The organism is Shivajiella indica, assembly GCF_042683085.1.
GTDB classification, from domain to species: domain Bacteria; phylum Bacteroidota; class Bacteroidia; order Cytophagales; family Cyclobacteriaceae; genus Shivajiella; species Shivajiella indica.
This window is the reverse complement of the sequence record NZ_JBHUIV010000018.1, coordinates 148,868-167,341: the sequence shown is the minus strand read 5'-3', so window position 1 is coordinate 167,341 and position 18,474 is coordinate 148,868. Positions and strand designations below refer to the sequence as shown.

Here is an 18,474-nt window from a genome sequence, read left to right as displayed (position 1 = left end):
TTTGAAAAGAAGACTTAAAAATCGAAGCCATTGTTAAATTGCAGCCTAAAAACTCGCAATCCATAAAAAAGGAACCTGAAAGTTCCACATTTGAAAAATCACAGGACTTAAAAATACAAGATTCATATTCCCCTTTCTTAAAGGGAATACCTGTAAAATCAATTTGAGTATAAGTTTGCTCAAACACTGTTTATGATATTGAATTTTAACCTTGAGTTTTGGATCATTGATTTTGACTAATTGATAATTGATAATTGGTAATTGGTAATTGGTAATTGGTAATTAAAAATTAACTCCCTCTCCCGCTTTTCTTCAATTCTATATCAGTCAAATCAGCAATTTTTACCGGTTTTCCGCTTTCAATACTGTTTCTGGCTGCTATGCCTACCAAAATGGACATAGCCCCATCCCTGGTTCCTGCGGATTGCCGAAAGGGGTCGGCCATATTCGGGTCTTTGAATAATTTATCTTTTAATCGGGTATCCCCACCACCATGTCCTCCACCTCCATGGGGGATCACTATAATTTCTGATTCACCGAAGTTTTTGGTCAACCTTAATTCATCCTGAGCTAATTCCTGCCATGGTTGACTTTCTTTAATCCATGCTTCCAAACGGCCTTTGGTGCCATTAAATGCGATGCGATAGCCTTCATATGGAGAATAGGTTGTAAGAGAATAACTTACCTGCACTCCGTTCATATAGCGAATCTGAACAGCCATTTTATCATAAATGTCAATATCTTCCCTGAACACACATCCATCTCTGAGATAGCCATCATATTGCTCATTTTTTACATATAATTCCACCAAATGATTGTTTTTGGTGATGTCCCAGTAGAAGTTACACTTACTTTTGTGGGGACATGGCCGGCAATGTGTATGGCGGAATTCTCCGTTTTTTCCGTAAAACTCCAATGCACCATAAGCAAAAACTTCCTCCGGATCTGAATCCAACCACCAATTGAGCAAATCGAAATGATGGGTGGATTTATGAACCAATAATGTACCTCCCTTTTCTTTGTAGGCATGCCACCTTCTAAAATAATCCGCTCCATGAGAGGTATCCAAATACCAATGAAAATCCACTGATGTAATTTCACCGATTTCCCCATTTCTCAAAATTTCATAAATTCGCTGACGATGTGGAGAATAGCGGTAATTAAAGGTGACTATCACCTTTTTACCGGATTTCCTTTCAGCATCCAAAATAGTCTGACATTTTACCTCATCAGTGGTCATCGGTTTTTCGGTAATGACATGCGCACCAAATTCCAGAGCCTTTGTAATAAAGATATGGTGGGTATTATCGACTGTGGTCACAATAACAACCTCAGGTTTGGTTTCTTCCAGCATTTTATCAAAGTCAGTAAAAAGCGGGCAGCTAAGCCCTATATATTGTTGGCCCAATTTTAACCTTCCTTCATTTATATCACATAGTCCAACGAATTGCACCTGATCTTTATATACATTCTGAACATCCCTGCCGAACATGCTCACTCCTCTGACTCCAAGACCTACTAAAGCAATTTTCATTTTTTGATCCGGCTTATCACGTAATTCCAAAGCCTTTGCGATGCCACTTAAAAAAACAGACCCTGCAGCCATGGTTGCTGTTTTCGACAAAAAATTTCTTCTGGATTGGTCTGTAATAAACTTGGTTTTCATGGGTTTGATTTTGAAGGTTATTCTTTAAAAATATTAATTTTTAATTGAATTGTTAAAAAACTTTTTTTTACGGACTTAAATCCATCGATCCATTAAGGCATTAAAAGTAAAAATCATGACTTATATCAGTTAGCCTGGGAATATTTATCATTAAATAGACCTTGACAAAGGATGAAATTTGTTGAAACAAATTATAGCATGAATTCTTTTCCTCAACAATTGCTTCAAAAGTATAACGTACCAGCGCCCCGATATACATCCTATCCTACAGTTCCGCTTTGGTTAGATGACTTAAATGAAATAGGTTGGATAAGTTTGGTGAAAAAGGCCTATGAAGACTTTGGTGAGGAAGAAGGAGTAACGCTCTATATCCACTTACCTTATTGCGAAAGCCTTTGTACTTATTGTGGATGCAATAAAAGAATTACCAAAAACCATTCGGTTGAGACTCCCTATATAACCACAATCATGAACGAATGGGAAGCATATCTAAAGATTTTTGAAGGAAAACCAAAATTGGCCGGAATCCATCTGGGTGGAGGTACACCTACATTTTTCTCCCCGGAATCTCTTCAGGAAATGCTGGGTTTTATTATTGAGAGTTCCGATGTGATGCCTGATGCAGAATTCAGTTTTGAAGGTCATCCAAACAATACCACCAGAGGTCACCTACAGACCCTATTTGACCTTGGCTTTAGAAGAGTCAGCTATGGGATTCAGGATTTTAATGAGGAGGTACAAAAAGCCATACACCGAATCCAACCATTTGAAAGAGTGAAGGAGGCAACGGATGTCGCCAGGGAAATTGGGTATAAATCCATAAACTTTGATTTGATTTATGGTCTACCCCACCAAAACCTTCAAACAATTGCCGATACCTTTGAAAAAGTTGCAACGCTAAAACCTGATAGAATAGCATTTTATAGTTATGCCCATTTACCGTCCGCCTTTCCTGCCCAAAAAAGTTTTGAACAACATCTTCCCATAGAATCCCAAAAAAGGGCATTATATGAAAAAGGCAAAGAAATCCTGGCACAAATGGGTTACCTCGAAGTAGGCATGGATCATTTTGCCTTGCCAAATGACCCCTTATATCTCTCAAAGATAAATAAAACCCTGCATAGAAATTTTATGGGCTATACTACATCCCCTTCAAAGATATTAATCGGCTTGGGAAATAGCTCAATTTCGGATGTCTATTATGGATATGCCCAAAACACCAAAGAAATAGACCTCTATAAGGAACAGATCAGCTTGGGACATTTTGCACTCAGCAAAGGCCATATCATGAGTAAGGAGGATATCAAGACACGAAATTTGATCTTACAACTTATATGTAATCAGGAGGCCCAATGGGATTTCTGCTACTATTCTCTACTGGGAAAGAAAAACTGGGATAAATTGAAAACTTTCAAAGAAGAGGGTTTAATTGAATTTGATACTACTGGGATTAAAGTGAAATCCGAAGGCCTTCCTTTTATCCGTAACATCTGTATGGTATTCGATTTAAGAATGCAGGCTAAAGAAACTGAAAAGTTTGGGTTCAGTAAAGCCATTTAGGTTAAGATGAAGAAATAAACCCGGATAACCCTATTTTTCAGGAAATGCTGTCCTGGGTTTTGGGACAGCATTTTTTTCATGAATAAAGTTCATGTGGCCATTTATAAGTATCATTCACACATGGTGATTTCTATTTTTTCATCGCCATAATCAAAAACCTGGAGCTTCGGACTGAGGTAATGAATTCCTAACCCCATACCTCTGACAATAAATAGAATTCCAATGAACATAGCCACATAGGGGAGAGCTTGGGTAAATTTTGCTCTCAACGAAACGGAGATGATTTTCCCTGTGATCATGATAGCCAGCAGCATTGGAATGGTTCCTACTCCAAAAAAGAACATATACAGTGCGCCATTGAGCGGACTTTGAAGAGCCAAAGAGGCAATTAATGCGATATATACCATACCGCAGGGCAAAAACCCATTCAAAACTCCAGAAGCAAAAAATGCAGTGGTTCCACCCTTCTTTAAATAATAACCCAACAAAGATTTAAGCTTAGCAACTGCTCCAAACAAGCCTGTTTTGGAAATCCATTTTTCTGAGCTTTTATAAGAGAAAGCCATCACCAAAATGACCGATCCCATTCCTATGGATACCCATTGCTGTAAACCTGCCAAAGCAATTGAAAAACCTAGAAGGCCAATCAATGCACCCAAAAAAGAATAAGTGATGGTTCTCCCTAGATTGTAGATGATCTTGTTTTTCAAAAATCGGGAATTGTCCTTTGAAGACACAGCCAAAGCAATAGGGCCGCACATTCCCAAACAATGGAATGAGCCTAAAAAACCCAACAAAAAGGCTGTCCAGATCATTTAAATATTGATTTTCTCTTCTTTGTAATAGCCCACACCGTTTTCAACCCAAGTAAGTTTTACCCTCCAATATCCGGGCTTTAAACTTTTAACATCTACTGAGTTTACAGCTGGATCAGTTATTTCAAATGTGATTTTTTGATCTAATCTTGCATCTGAAGGCCTAAAAAGGTGTAATGTTCCTTTTGCCCCCACAGGTAAATGGAGGTCTACAATTTTTGATTGATTATTATAAATCAGTACTTCATGATCCAATTGGCCCGCATTGACCATTTTGTCAATTTGGTCCTGATATTTAATTTCTTCCTCATAATAGTTTTGGGTGACCAGATGCAAATCATCCTGCTTGACACAAATAGTTACCATAGATATTATGATAACCCCAAATACTATCAATGATAATGTGATTCCCTTTCCCCAATCCATATTGACTTTATAATTTTAATAATTAATAATTTTCTAATTGATATTTGGTAATTAGTAATTGGTAATTGTTAATTGTTAATTGTTAATTTTCCTACCTTTCCACAGGTCCTACAAAGCTGGTTTTGATCTCATCTATAACTTCCCCATTTTGAGTGAGTAAAAGGGTGATTTTATCCTGATTGGTTTTAATATTATCTGAATCAGTCACCAAAAAGAATCTTCCTTCAAATTTTGCTTGTCCTTCCAAAGACCAATTTTGATCACCTACTACTTCCACTCTATATTTTTCATCCATAGGAACCAAGGTTACCTCCTGGGGATCAAATGTTTTATTGATGAAGGTAACTTCGTAAAGGTTACTTATTTCTCCGGTATCCCTAGTTTGATAGGTCATACCCCTGAACCTTGTAACTGTTGCCCCCAAATCTTCCCTTGTAGCCAAAAGGGCAACAAAGGCCCCTACCAATATTACAAGCAATATAGAATACAGCTTTACTCTTGGCGTAATGAGATTTTGAGTGCCTTTTAAGACAGAATTATCAGAGGCATAACGGATCAGACCCAATGGTCTATCCACTTTTTCCATGACTTCATCACAAACATCTATACATGCCGTACAATTGACACATTCCATTTGCACCCCATTCCGGATATCAATGCCTGTCGGGCACACCTGAACACAAAGCCCGCAGTCAATGCAGTCCCCTTTGGGTTCTTTTTCAACAATATTTTTCCTTATCGGAGCCCTGGGTTCTCCCCTGACATGGTCATAAGTTACATTGATGGAATTGGCATCTAACAAAACCCCTTGAAGCCTCCCATAAGGACATACCACCAAACAGGCCTGTTCCCTAAACCAAGAAAACACAAACAGAAATATTCCTGTAAAAGCCATCAATGCAATGAAGCCTGCCATATGGGCACTTGGGGGTTGACTGACAATTTCCACTACCTGATCTATTCCAATTAAGTAGGCCATCACAGTATGGGAAATCAAAAGAGAAATGAGGAGGAAAATGGTCATCTTCAATCCCTTTTTCCAAATCTTCTCCCCATTCCATGGCATGGCATCCAACTTTCTTTGTTGATTGGCATCCCCTTCTATCCAATATTCGATCTTTCGAAAAACCATTTCCATGAAAAGGGTTTGTGGACAGGCCCAACCACAAAAGACCCGTCCAAAAACCGCAGTGAATAAAATCACAAATACAAAAAAGATCAAGAGTAAGAAAATAAGCAAATGGGTGTCCTGAGGCCAAAATGCAGCACCGAAAATGATAAACTTTCGTTCAAAGAAATTGAATAACATATATGGCCTTCCACCAACTTTAATAAATGGACCGGCAAATAAAATGGCCAGCAAAACCCATGAAAGGTATGTTCTCCAACGGTAAAATTTGCCGCTGACTTTCTTTGGATATATCCAGTTCCTTTTCCCGTCATCCTTTATGGTTGCCAGGGAATCCCGGAACTTCTCAGGATCCAAATGTGGATTTTTGGTACTCATTTTAATTTTTATTTGCCCAAGAGGAGTGCATGGTTGCCGGACGCCACGCACTCTCTGGTAATTTTTAAATATTTATTTAATTCGCTTCTACTCCTTCCAATACTTCCTCAGCAATTGGCTGTTCTGCTTCTTCGTTGGCAGGCTCATGCCTTTCCCCTTCCGGAGCCTTTGGATTAGCCGGGGTGGTGCCCACCAGAGTCAAAATATAGCTGGAAACATTTTGCATTTCTTCCGGACTCAGTTGGTCCTGCCAAGGAATCATGCCCTTTGCAACCACACCGAATTTGACCACTTTGAAGATATCATTAATACTACCTCCATGTAGCCAGTATTCATCCGTAAGGTTTGGTCCTACTCCCCCTCCTCCGTCAGATGCATGACATGCCACGCAATTGGTATCAAAAATACTTTTGCCTGAGGACAAAGCCGTGGCAGAATTATCAAAGACAACGGTATTTTCATCAATAGAACTCAAAGCCAATGCTGCTCTTTCTTCGGCCTGTACAGCCGCAATCCTCATTTCTTCTTCATACTCTTCTAACTGGGTTTTTCCCAAACCTAGAACTGAAAAGTATGTGAAATAAACCACACCGAAAGCAATGGTTATGTAAAATATATTGGCTAACCAGGGAGGCATATGATTATCCAACTCAACAATTCCATCATAGCTGTGGTCCATCATAAGAGCTTTCTCTTCCTTACCTCCCACTGGTTTCATTTTTCCGGTAATATATTTTAGCTTGAACTCATCCCACCAGGTAGGTTGGGCTGCCAATTCCGGATTCTCCTTTTTGAAAACAGACATCATGAATGACATCAGATAGATCATGAGGATGAGAAGCAAAACAATTACTCCAAGGATAACCGCAAGGATAACCAATAAGGTAAGTTGACTACTTTCCATTTGCTGGATTTTATCAACCCAGCCGATTTCACTGGTCTGAGCCATAGTTGGCAAAGCGGTTATCATCCCTGCCAAAAGAAATAATAAGGATTTAAACTTTTTCATAGCCGCTGGATTTATGTGGTTCATCATGCAAAGGCATTTCCTTCATATGATCTATATATTTTTTATCTACTTTGATCACCCAAATAAACATCCCGATAAAGAAAATCACGAAGATCAATAAGGATATAATGGGATAGATTTCAATGTTCTCGATGGAACTCAATACTTCCTTTTTCATAACTTTGATAATTAAGGATTAGAAGCTGTCGTTTTTTTGATATCTGTTCCCAATCTCTGCAGATAGGCTATCAGAGCTACAATTTCAGATTCTGGCAATACCTCCACACCAGAGGCCTTAAGGTTTGCCACTATCTGTTCTGCCTGAAGCATCAAGTCAGCATTAGCCTGGGCATCATATCCATCAGGATAAGGAACTCCCAATTTCTGCATGGTCCTGATTTTGGCAGGTAGATCACTATGGTCCATGATGTTGGTCGACAACCAAGGATAAGGTGGCATCAATGACCCAGGAGACATACTTTCAGGGTCGACCATATGGTAATAATGCCAGCTGTCAGGATATTTACCCCCAACCCTATGTAAATCCGGGCCTGTACGTTTGGACCCCCAAAGGAAAGGCCTATCATATACAAATTCTCCGGCTTTGGAATATTCACCATAGCGCTCAGTTTCGGAACGGAAAGGCCTGATCATTTGGGAATGGCAGCCCACACACCCATGGGAAATGTATAAATCCCTTCCTTGCAGTTCGAGTGGTGTGTAAGGTTGAACACTGGAAATAGTCGGTACATTAGATTTTACCAGAAGTGTAGGAATAATCTCTACCGCACCACCTATCAATATTGCGACAGTTGCCATGATGGTAAAGAAGACTGGCTTTCTTTCCCAAGCCCTGTGCCAGAATTCTCCTTCATGGGAAACAGAAGGTTTAAGAGCAGGTGCTTCATCTGCCTCCTCAGCAACAAATTTCCCTTGCTGGGCAGTTTTCACCATATTATACACCATCAAGAAAGCTCCTGATAAATACAAAAGACCACCAAATGCTCTCAGCATATACATGGGAACAATCTGAATGACTGTCTCAAGGAAATTAGGATAGGCCAATCTTCCCGCTTCGCTAAATTCTTTCCACATCAAAGACTGGGTCAAAGCCGCAACATACATAGGCAAAGCATAGAATATGATTCCTATCGTTCCCATCCAAAAGTGGGTAGTTGCCAATTTCGTGGAATAAAGGTTGGTTTTCCACATTCTAGGCCACAACCAATACAGCATGGCAAAAGTGAAAAATCCATTCCATCCCAATCCCCCAATATGAACATGGGCTACAATCCAGTCAGTGTAGTGTGCAATGGCATTCACGTTTTTCAAAGACAACATAGGTCCTTCAAAAGTGGACATACCATAAGCAGTGACAGCCACTACCATAAATTTCAATACCGGATCCACACGTACCTTGTCCCAAGCTCCTCTCAATGTCAGCAAACCATTCACCATACCACCCCATGAAGGTGCAATCAGCATTACTGAAAAAACAACTCCTAATACCTGTGCCCATTCGGGAAGTGCTGTATACAATAAATGGTGAGGCCCGGCCCAGATATATAAGAAAATCAGTGACCAGAAGTGGATGATGGATAGTTTATATGAATAAACAGGTCTGTTTGCTGCTTTTGGCAAATAATAGTACATCAACCCTAAAAATGGGGTAGTCAAGAAGAATGCTACTGCATTATGACCATACCACCATTGTACTAATGCATCCTGCACGCCTGCATAAGCGGAATAACTCTTCAAGAAGGAAACCGGTAGAGCAAGTGAATTGAAAATATGTAGAACCGCCACGGTCACAAATGAGGCCAGATAAAACCAAATGGCCACATACATATGTTTTTCCCTTCTTTTGATCAGTGTACCGATCATATTGGCGCCAAATGCTACCCATACCAAGGCAATGAGGATATCAATCGGCCATTCCAGTTCCGCGTATTCTTTGGAGGTCGTAATACCTAAAGGTAAGGTAATTGCTGCCAATAGGATTATTAGCTGCCATCCCCAAAAATTGACCCAGCTAAGGGCTTTACTCCACATAGGAGCTTTCAATAATCTGGGCATGGAATAATAAATTCCTGCAAAAATGGCGTTTCCTACAAATGCAAAAATAACTGCATTTGTATGAAGTGGTCTTATCCTGCCAAAGGTAGTGTAAGGATTTCCCAAGTTGGCTTCGGGTAGAAAGAGCTGAGTGGCTGCAATCACACCGACCAACATTCCGACGAGGCCCCATGCAATTGTGGCGACCCCGAAGTACTTTACGATTTTGTTATCGTAACTGAACTGTTCAAGAGTTGTTCCAGGCATACTTATTTCGATTTAGTTGATGGTACTTTTTTATCTTTGTTTTTTGTTTCATTATCAAATAGGATTCTTATTGCCGGGGTATGGTTATCCTCAAACTGCCCACTTTTCATCGCTCTAAAAAAGAGGAATAAAAAGGATCCAGCGAGAATCAAACTGATGGCAATAAGTATAAATATCACTTCCATAATTACCAGATTTTTTCCTTTAGGCCACGTTTATAAGCAATCAAATTCGTTGCAACAGTGGTAAACAGAACTACCGAAATACTACTTATAGGCATCAGTACCGCACAGAAAACCGGGCTGACCAATCCTTGCACCGCAAAGAATATCCCTACTAGATTGTAGGAAAAACTCAGACCAAAACTGGCCTTGATGATTTTCCTGCTTGTCTTGGTGAAATCCATAAAAGCCGGAAGTTTTTCCATCATGCTTGCGTCCATGATGGCATCGGATGCAGGTGAAAAATTGGTTACCTTGTCTGTGATTGCCACCCCTACATGACTTTCCCTCAATGCCCCTGCATCGTTTAAACCATCCCCTATCATAAGGGTATTTGCACCCCCTTTATTGAGGTTCTTGATATACAGTAATTTATCGGTCGGACCCTGATTGAAATTCATCCGGATTTGATCACCGAATACCTTTTTTAGATTTTCCCGCTCATGGTCCTGATCCCCGGAAAGAAAATGGACCACCTTGCTTTTTTGAATGGTGGAAACCACTTCCCTGATTCCCTTTCTTAAGCCACTTTGAATAAAGAAATAACCCAAAACAGTATCTTCAATGGCAAAAAATACCAGGTTACCATCTTGTGGTAGGTTTTTGATTTCAGCTTTCACAAATTCAGCTGAACCCAATCTAATTTCCTGGGTTTTATAGGTGGTCCTCAAACCCATCCCTTTGACTTCCTCCACTTCGGATAACAAACTCATGGCTTTTACATCTTTCAGCCAGGAATTAATCCTGTTACTTAAGGCATGGGTAGACTGATTGACCATGGCCTTAATCAGAGCTTTTGATTCCAAAGCAAGGGGTTCTCCATGATATTTAATTTTTGCCTGGTCAGGCGCGGTCAGGGTTCCTGTTTTATCAAATACCACGGTATCGATTTTGGCAATCCTTTCAATAACATGGGAATTTTTCAGATAAAATTTCCCCTGACCAAAAACCCTAAGGGTATTTCCTAAAGTAAATGGTGTAGACATCGCAAGTGCACAGGGGCAGGTTATGATTAAAACCGATGTAAAAGCCAGCACACCCAAGGAAACATTTCCGGAAAGAAACCAAAAAACAAGCGCTGCAAGTGCAATCAAAAGGACTGTAATGGTAAATTTCCCTGAAATCCGGTTTGCCAAGGACTCAAGACCGTCATTTTTCTCTTTCCCGAAAGAATCATTGTTCCATAAATCAGTCAAATATCCCTGAGAAGGAGACTTTTGAACAGCGAGCAAGATAGCTTTTCCTTTTTGCCTTCCTCCCGCATGAATAAGTTCCCCTTTTTTCCTTAATACAGGAACCTCCTCTCCTGTTACAAAAGAATAATCAATAAATGCCTCACCTTCCAACAATATACTGTCAGCTGGTATTAATTCCTCATTCCGTACTTTGATGATATCCCCTACATTCAACTTTATCAGAGGAATAACTTCCTCTTCATCCCTGGCAACTTTTGTGACAGCCACAGGAAAATAAGATTTGTAATCCCTATCGAATGATAAAGTATCATATGTTTTTTGCTGATAATATTTTCCGATTAAAAGGAAAAATAAGAGACCTCCCAAGGTATCCATGTACCCTTCATTCCCAAGAAGAAAAATGTCATAAAGGCTGTAAGAAAATAGGGTGATTATCCCGATCGCAATGGGTACATCCATATTGACTGACCCATTGCGTACCGAAAGCCAGGCCGAACGGTAATAATCAGTGGCCGCATAAAAAAATACAGGTAAGGCCAGCATGACATTCAGATAATTAAAGGTTTTTTTGAACCCTTCCCCCAATAGTTCTGCCTCTGCAAAGTATTCAGGCAAACTGAATAACATCATGTTGCCAAAACAAAAACCTGCAACTGCCAATTTGTAGATAAGTTTTTTGTCAGTTATACTGACCTTTTTCTTTTCTACATCAGAAAGGTTAATGGCAGGTTCATATCCTATTCTTGAAAGCAGTTGAACCAGCTCTTTTAGGCTAATTTTTTCCTGATTGTATTTGACCTGAACCTTTTTCTTTAAAAAGTCCACTCTCCCTGAAACAATGCCAGGATTCAGCTTGTGCAGGTTTTCCAACAACCAAATACAGGAAGCACAATGTATCAAGGGTATTGAAAAAGTAATATGGGTTTCTTCCTCATTTTGGAAATCTACCATTTTTCGAATGATATCCCCATCGTCCAAATAATCAAAACGATTCTCTCTTGAAGATACCGATTTCTGGTTTAATCCAGGGTTGTCGGCAATGGCATAGTAGTTACAGAGATCATTTTCATTCAATACTTCATAGACCAACTTGCACCCTGTACAGCAAAAATCCTTTCCATCAAAATTTAGGACATCATCTTTGCAATTCTCCCCGCAATGGAAACAGGATGAAATTACTTTTTGTGACTCTATTTTTGTTGGTTTTGACATTTGGTACAATTTAACACGCTTGGAACCTAAAAAACATGACGAAAATCATACTTTGACTAAGATTAGTATGATAAATAAAATGAGAGCCGATCGTACCACATCCCTCCCTTATAAAAATGAAACAATACTTTTGCAAGATCAGATTGATAGTATTTGGTAGTGACCAACAAAGTACATTTGTGTTTTACTGCATAGGACCAAAAATCACCGATCCTTGTAAAATTAAATTTAATAAATGAAGTCTCTCTGGTTGATTGGGTCAATAACTGTACAATTTCCTGCTCTTCTTTTAACTTGGATTTTGGAATAAAACAGGGAGAAATAATAGTTGCTTTACTTTCTCTGATATTTTCTTTAAAAAGGCCAACGAAATTTCGGATCAATCTAGCAGAGGCAGGTGTTCCATCATAGTGGAACAATAAACTTTCGGTGGACATCTCCCGGTCAAACAAAAGAACAGGTATTTCGCAGGGTTCTTCTTCCAATGGCCGGGGTTTATCTAAGCCATGCAGCCAATCCAAAACCTCCGGAAGGTGAGCGGTATAGAGACTTGGCTCCTGTTCTGGGCTACACATCAATCCTTTCCCTCCTTTTGTAAGGTGGGCAGGAAATCCAATGGGTAATCTCTCACAATAGTGGGGAGAGATGATTTCTTCCGGTACGGCAAACTTTACCGTGGTTTCTATTTTTCCCTGCATAGCTTCAAAACATTTACTACAAAGCTAATTCGGAAGGGAAATTTTTAGAGTGATATTAAAAAGGTTCAAACATGATTATTGTCATGTTTTTTGCAATTTTATTTTGAAAAGTTATGGCTTTTGGAATAAGACAATAGGATTTTGTTTTAACAAGAATACCATTGCCTTATAAAGTTCAGGGTGATATTGCTCGAATTCAGAAGGTTTTTCAAAAAATGACTCTAAGGATATTGCAAAAAACTCATGGATATTGATAGCAGCAGCATCCCTAAAAAAGGAACCTTCGCGAGCTATGATTTTTTGGATCTCCTCATTTGCATATTTAGTATAAACTTTCCAACGTTGAGGATTAAAAAAATTACTTTCCTGATTATAATGAATTTGGTTCTCTAATTTTAGTGCATGGGCCATTTCATGAATACCAAGGTTCACCCCATCATTGGCTATAAGAAAACCTTCAACAAAACTCTTCCAAGAAAGAACAATGATGCCGAGTTTAGGATTAACTTCTCCCTGATGGTATTTTTTATTGATTGTGGAATAATAATTATCCGGGTAAATCAAAATTTTAGAAAAATGCTTCATCCTCACCTGATTGAATCCAAAAGTAACCATCACAGCAGTAGCTCCTATCAACAATTCCATTTCTCTTGTAATCTCTTTCAGCCCTCCTCTGGCAAAAAAAGTTTTGGATGCCAGAAAAATCCTTAGTTTCTCAAGGAATTCTTCCTGGTGCTCTTTCCTAAGTTGATTAAAAAAAGGGAAAAGTTTTTGAAGAACAGTAATGTCATCCTTGGTTAGCTTTTTTGAAAATAGGAGCAATCTGATCTCAGAAAAAAGCTCGAAAAGCGAACGGGGTAAATGGAAAATAAAAAGCATAAGTACAATAATAAAAAAAGGTGCGATAAAAATACCGCACCTTCTTATAAAAAGAAGATTAATTTACTTCGCGTAATTAACAGCTCTCATTTCCCGGATAACGGTGATTTTGATCTGTCCCGGATACTGCATTTCTTTTTCTATTTTTTGGGAAATATCAAAAGAAAGCTTGCTGGCGGTCTGGTCATCTACATTGTCAGCATCCACCAAAACCCTTAGCTCACGGCCGGCCTGCATGGCAAAACACTTGTTTACCCCATCAAATGCCAAAGCCAGTTCTTCCAGTTCTTTCAGCCTCTTGATATAACTATCCATGATTTCCCTTCTGGCACCTGGTCTGGATCCTGAAATAGCATCTGAGGCCTGTACAATCGGAGATATCATTGAAGTCATTTCAATTTCGTCATGGTGTGCTCCAATAGCATTACATACTTCAGGATGTTCCTTATATTTCTTGGCCAGTTCCATACCTAATATAGCATGGGGCAATTCTGCTTCTTCCGGCCAAACTTTTCCAATATCATGAAGTAAACCCGCCCTTTTGGCAAGTTTGGCATTCAACCCCATTTCAGCTGCCATCGTAGCACAAAGCTTGGCAACCTCCCTGGAATGCTGTAGCAGGTTCTGCCCGTATGAGGACCTGAATCTCATCCTCCCCACCATCCTGATCAGCTCGGGATGTAGACCGTGAATACCCAAATCAATACAGGTTCTTTCCCCTATCTCCACAATCTCTTCCTCTATGTTTTTCTCTGTTTTGGCCACCACCTCTTCAATTCTGGCAGGGTGAATTCTGCCATCCTGAACAAGTCTGTGCAGGGAAAGTCTGGCAATCTCCCTTCTTACCGGATCAAAGCCGGAAATAATAATGGCCTCAGGAGTATCGTCCACAATAATTTCAACACCCGTAGCAGCTTCCAAAGCTCTGATATTTCTGCCTTCTCTACCAATGATTTTCCCTTTGACATCATCAGATTCTATATTGAACACGGACACGCAATTTTCAATAGCATGCTCGGTTGCTGTTCTTTGAATTGTATCCAACACGATTTTCTTAGCCTGTTTGGTGGCAGTCAATTTTGCCTGATCCAAGATATCCTTGATCTGGGAAGACGCTTTTGTAGTGGCCTCATCCTTGAGCATTTCCACGATTTGCTCTTTAGCTTCTTCTTTGGTCAATCCGGCAATTTTTTCCAAATCGGAAATTCTTTGGTTGGTAATCCGGTCAAGTTCTTCTTTTTTCACCTGTACGGAATGAAGCTGGGCGCTGAGGTTTTCCTTCTTACTGTCCAACTCTGCTTCCTTTCTTTTGATCTGTTCTATTTCTTTGGACAGGGCCTGCTCCCTTTGTTTAAGCTTGGTTTCGTTGGTGATGATGATGTTTTTCTTTTTATTCACCTCATCCTCAAACTCAGATTTAAGTTTCAGGTATTTTTCCTTGGCCTCAAGTATTTTGTCTTTTTTCAATGCTTCAGCATTGATTTCTGCCTCACGGATGATACTTTTTGCCTTTTCCTTGGCTTCTTCTTCCATCTTCTTGCTGTTATTTTTGATGAAAAAGCCTGCAATAACAGCGCCTATACCCAGGCCAATGATGCCTGCGATAATAATGTATAATGATTCTCCCATAGGTATATTAGATATATTTTACCTACCGGAAAAGAAAAATTCCGCGAATTTGAGGGGGAAATAATTATAAAAGCGAACTCAGATGTTGGTTGATTTGAATGATTTTTGAATTGATTAAATCTGTATCTTCATTATTGACTGCGGTCACCTCCATGGATTCCACCATACAATCAAACGCAACCATTGCCAATAAATCCTGACGATCATCCAAACCAAACTCTTCTCTGTATCTTTTTATTTTATCATTAATCAATTTGCCTGCCCGTCTGATTTTGGCCTCATCCTCTGTCTTCACCTTCATAGGATATTCCCTATCTCCAATTTTTAATCTAATTGACAGTGTTTCCATATTACTCGGACAAGTAGGCGATTATATTGTCGATTTCCTTTATATAATTATTGATCTTTTCTCTCAATTCGGCAGACTCTACTCCTTCCACCGGTAAGCTATTTACAAGTTTAGCTAATTTAATTTGATTTTTAAAATCCTCCAACAATCGCTCCTTCTCCTCCAAGGTAGATCGCAATACAAACAATTCTTCATTCAGGGCATGATTGTCCTGTTCCAGTTGTTGCAACCTTTGCCCCACCTTTTCGGCTAGCTTTTCCAAATGTTGAAGTTCTTCTTGAATCATTGGTTATTTTCTGATAAATGCATGTACTTCTTTTTCAAAACTTTGGATTAAACGGTCCATCGTTCTCTCTATAACTTTGTCAGTAAGTGTCTGTTCTGTATCCTGAAGATAAAAACTTAAGGCATAGGCTTTTTTACCAGCTTCAATTTTATCCCCTTGATAAACATCAAAAACCCCTATCCTTTGCAATAACTTTCCACCTGCCTTTAAAGCTACCGTTTTTATCTGATCAAACGTCACTTCTTTATCGATAACTAAAGAAAGATCCCTTCTCACTTCAGGAAATTTGGAAATTTCCATGTACTTTTTCAAGCCTTTTGATTTTTTAGTCAACAGATCCCAATTAAGTTCTGCAAACAATACTTCCTGCCTTACTTCTACCAGTTTGGCCAAATCCTCCTGAGCCACTCCGATCGAGCCTAATTCTTTAGACCCATGCATCATTTTTAATCCATAATCAAAGGGAGAGGAATGAATGATTTCAACTTCAACATTATCTACTCCCAACTTTTCCAGGATAAGTTCAACTACAGCATATAAATCAGCAAAAACAACTGTCCTAGATGCTTCTCTCCAGCTTTCAGCAGCTTTATCTCCCGTCAGAAAGAGGGAAAGTTTTCTTTCTTCCCGATAACCCCCTGCCTCTTTGAAATATACGGTCCCAAATTCGAACAACTTTAAATCCTTCTGTCTACGGTTGATATTATAGGCCAAAACCTCCATACCTGAAAACAACAGCGTTTGTCTCATCACCCCCAAATCCTCAGATAACTTGTTTTGTATTTCCACCCTCTCACTGACATCAAGAAAACCTGATTTATCCGCATATTGAGGTTTGGTCAGGGAATTGGTGATGATTTCATAAAAACCCAGGGAAGAAAGAACTTCTGACAACCTATATTGCAGCTTATTGAAATCTTTGGACGGATGTTCGGCCAAATAATCTGCCTTCAGATTTTCGGAAAGCGCTACATTGTCAAATCCATGTATCCTAAGAATTTCCTCGATTACATCTGCTTCTCTTATCACATCAACCCGATAAGGTTTAACAGCAACTTTAAATCCATTTTCATTTTCTGAAATAAAACTAATTTCCAAGCTTTCAAGTATTTCCCTGATCTCTTGTTTTGGAAGTACTTTTCCAATCAAGCGGTTAATGCTGGCATAGCTGACTTCAATTTCAGTATCTCCAACCGGATTGGGATAAACATCGATGATATCGGAAGTTATTTCTCCTCCTGCTATTTCTTTGATCAACATGACCGCCCTTTTCAGGGCATATACCGGCATGTTGGGATCTGTTCCCCTTTCAAAACGGAAGGAGGCATCTGTCTTTAAGTTGTGAAACTGTGACCCTTTGCGGATTACATCTGCTGAAAAATGTGCTGATTCTAAGAAGACTGAGGTAGTGCCTTCAGAAATACCAGAGCCTTTACCTCCAAAAATCCCGGCAATACAAAGCCCCCCTTTTTCATCACAGATCATCAATTCTTCTCCTGAAAGCTTTCTTTCCTTATCATCCAGGGTTACAAAAACACTGTCCTTAGGAAGTTTTTTTACAATGATTTTCCCTCCCGAAATTTTATCTGCATCAAAAGCATGTAAAGGCTGTCCAAGATCATGGAGGATGAAATTGGTTACATCCACAATGTTATTGATCGGCTCCAAATCAAGTGCCCTCAGATAATTTTGAAGCCATTCAGGAGATGGGGCCACTTTAATATTCGAAATGGTAATCCCTGAATATCTCGGACAATCCGTGGAGTTTTCGACTTCAACATGAATTTTCCTGTTCTGATTATCAATCCTAAAATCACCTACTGAAGGAATACATATCTCTCTCTTCAATAATGCCTTTAGGTCTCTGGCAACACCTAGATGAGATGCTGCATCAGCACGGTTTGGGGTCAGTCCAATTTCCAAAACATGGTCTTTGACAACCTTAAAGTATTCCGATGCAGGAGTTCCATTGGGTAAATCTGTATCAAGTACCATAATGCCTTCATGGCTTTCGCCTACGCCGATTTCATCCTCAGCACAGATCATTCCCTGAGAAACTTCTCCTCTTATCTTGGCCTTCTTGATTTCAAAGGGCTCGCCTGAAATAGGATAAAGCGTACTGCCTTCCTTTGCGACCACCACTTTTTGGCCTTTGGCCACATTGGGTGCCCCACATACTATAGGAACTACTTCCCCTCCAATATCTACTGTGGTAACACTGAGTTTATCCGCATTGGGATGTTTTTCACAGGTAAGCACCTCTCCAATCACCACCCCTTCCAAACCGCCTTGTATGGATTCATAAACTTCAATTCCTTCTACCTCGAGGCCACTTCCTGTCAAAAGAGCTGCTATCTCTTCCGGTGATTCTTCAAAATAAATAAAATCTTTTAATCTATTGACGGATATTTTCATGTATACAGTTCTATTCAGAATAAGGCACAAATTTAAGAGAATTGGCTTAGCTAAGAAGAGGAAGCCCGAAAAATGTAAATCTGAACAGTGATTCTTTTTCTGTGTTAGTTATTCTTAAGGAAAAAACTGAATCCTAATTCAAAAGGAACTGCCATATTTTAGCGTTTGTGAAAAGGAATCATCCTGGGAAAAAAGTTTCTTAGGGATTTTTTGCCTTCCGAAATCAGCTTTCCGAAATCTTAATTCTTGCCTCTTGGTTCTTGAGTCTAGATTCTAATCTCTCT

General features: G+C 39.4%; 16 protein-coding genes and 1 pseudogene. 1 reads left to right on the top strand and 16 read right to left on the bottom strand.

The genetic code is table 11. The annotated features are described in order from the left end of the window. Positions 1–10: 10 nt before the first annotated feature. Positions 11–187: pseudogene (locus ACFSKV_RS20550) on the bottom strand (pentapeptide repeat-containing protein); the annotation flags it as partial. A 102-nt stretch (positions 188–289) separates the two neighbouring features. Beyond that, on the bottom strand, positions 290–1,666 hold the full coding sequence (locus tag ACFSKV_RS13500) for a Gfo/Idh/MocA family protein (protein ID WP_380803667.1): 1,377 nt from the start codon (positions 1,664–1,666) through the stop codon (positions 290–292). Positions 1,667–1,864: 198 nt separating this feature from the next. Here ACFSKV_RS13500 and hemN point away from each other — a divergent pair, with 198 nt between their 5' ends. Further along, on the top strand, positions 1,865–3,226 hold the full coding sequence (hemN, locus tag ACFSKV_RS13495) for an oxygen-independent coproporphyrinogen III oxidase (RefSeq protein WP_380803664.1): 1,362 nt from the start codon (positions 1,865–1,867) through the stop codon (positions 3,224–3,226). 110 nt (positions 3,227–3,336) lie between these two features. On the opposite strand, the gene ACFSKV_RS13490 is transcribed toward hemN, so the two are convergent. From ACFSKV_RS13490 to pheT, 14 genes are all read right to left on the bottom strand, one after another. Then, a complete protein-coding gene (locus tag ACFSKV_RS13490; protein WP_380803663.1) occupies positions 3,337–4,041 on the bottom strand; it encodes a sulfite exporter TauE/SafE family protein in 705 nt (234 codons plus the stop codon). Then, entirely contained in the window at positions 4,042–4,467 is a 426-nt protein-coding gene (locus tag ACFSKV_RS13485) for a FixH family protein (RefSeq protein ID WP_380803660.1), read from the bottom strand. 91 nt (positions 4,468–4,558) lie between these two features. Next, entirely contained in the window at positions 4,559–5,974 is a 1,416-nt protein-coding gene (gene ccoG / locus ACFSKV_RS13480) for a cytochrome c oxidase accessory protein CcoG (protein ID WP_380803657.1), read from the bottom strand. Positions 5,975–6,050: 76 nt separating this feature from the next. Next, positions 6,051–6,983 carry a cbb3-type cytochrome c oxidase N-terminal domain-containing protein gene (locus tag ACFSKV_RS13475; RefSeq protein WP_380803655.1) on the bottom strand — a complete coding sequence of 311 codons (933 nt, stop codon included), beginning with the start codon at positions 6,981–6,983 and terminating at the stop codon, positions 6,051–6,053. Further along, positions 6,970–7,161, bottom strand: a complete 192-nt coding sequence (locus tag ACFSKV_RS13470; protein ID WP_380803653.1) for a cbb3-type cytochrome c oxidase subunit 3 — start codon at positions 7,159–7,161, stop codon at positions 6,970–6,972. Before ACFSKV_RS13470 ends, ACFSKV_RS13475 begins: the two co-directional genes overlap by 14 nt. Before the next feature lie 11 nt (positions 7,162–7,172). Next, on the bottom strand, positions 7,173–9,305 hold the full coding sequence (gene ccoN, locus ACFSKV_RS13465) for a cytochrome-c oxidase, cbb3-type subunit I (RefSeq protein WP_380803651.1): 2,133 nt from the start codon (positions 9,303–9,305) through the stop codon (positions 7,173–7,175). A 2-nt stretch (positions 9,306–9,307) separates the two neighbouring features. Next, the gene (ccoS, locus tag ACFSKV_RS13460; RefSeq protein ID WP_380803649.1) at positions 9,308–9,490 is read right to left on the bottom strand and encodes a cbb3-type cytochrome oxidase assembly protein CcoS; all 183 of its coding nucleotides are present in this window, start codon (positions 9,488–9,490) and stop codon (positions 9,308–9,310) included. A gap of 2 nt (positions 9,491–9,492) precedes the next feature. After that, entirely contained in the window at positions 9,493–11,934 is a 2,442-nt protein-coding gene (locus ACFSKV_RS13455) for a heavy metal translocating P-type ATPase (protein WP_380803646.1), read from the bottom strand. A gap of 62 nt (positions 11,935–11,996) precedes the next feature. After that, on the bottom strand, positions 11,997–12,632 hold the full coding sequence (locus ACFSKV_RS13450; protein ID WP_380803644.1) for a hypothetical protein: 636 nt from the start codon (positions 12,630–12,632) through the stop codon (positions 11,997–11,999). A gap of 111 nt (positions 12,633–12,743) precedes the next feature. Then, positions 12,744–13,511, bottom strand: a complete 768-nt coding sequence (locus ACFSKV_RS13445; protein WP_380803643.1) for a zinc-dependent peptidase — start codon at positions 13,509–13,511, stop codon at positions 12,744–12,746. A 63-nt stretch (positions 13,512–13,574) separates the two neighbouring features. Next, positions 13,575–15,140 carry a ribonuclease Y gene (gene rny / locus ACFSKV_RS13440; protein WP_380803641.1) on the bottom strand — a complete coding sequence of 522 codons (1,566 nt, stop codon included), beginning with the start codon at positions 15,138–15,140 and terminating at the stop codon, positions 13,575–13,577. A gap of 64 nt (positions 15,141–15,204) precedes the next feature. Next, positions 15,205–15,489: a cell division protein ZapA gene (locus tag ACFSKV_RS13435; protein WP_380803639.1), complete on the bottom strand. Its 285-nt coding sequence runs from the start codon at positions 15,487–15,489 to the stop codon at positions 15,205–15,207. Position 15,490: 1 nt separating this feature from the next. Next, entirely contained in the window at positions 15,491–15,775 is a 285-nt protein-coding gene (locus ACFSKV_RS13430) for a hypothetical protein (protein ID WP_380803637.1), read from the bottom strand. 3 nt (positions 15,776–15,778) lie between these two features. Continuing rightward, on the bottom strand, positions 15,779–18,190 hold the full coding sequence (gene pheT / locus ACFSKV_RS13425) for a phenylalanine--tRNA ligase subunit beta (RefSeq protein ID WP_380803635.1): 2,412 nt from the start codon (positions 18,188–18,190) through the stop codon (positions 15,779–15,781). Between the last annotated feature and the right edge of the window lie 284 nt (positions 18,191–18,474).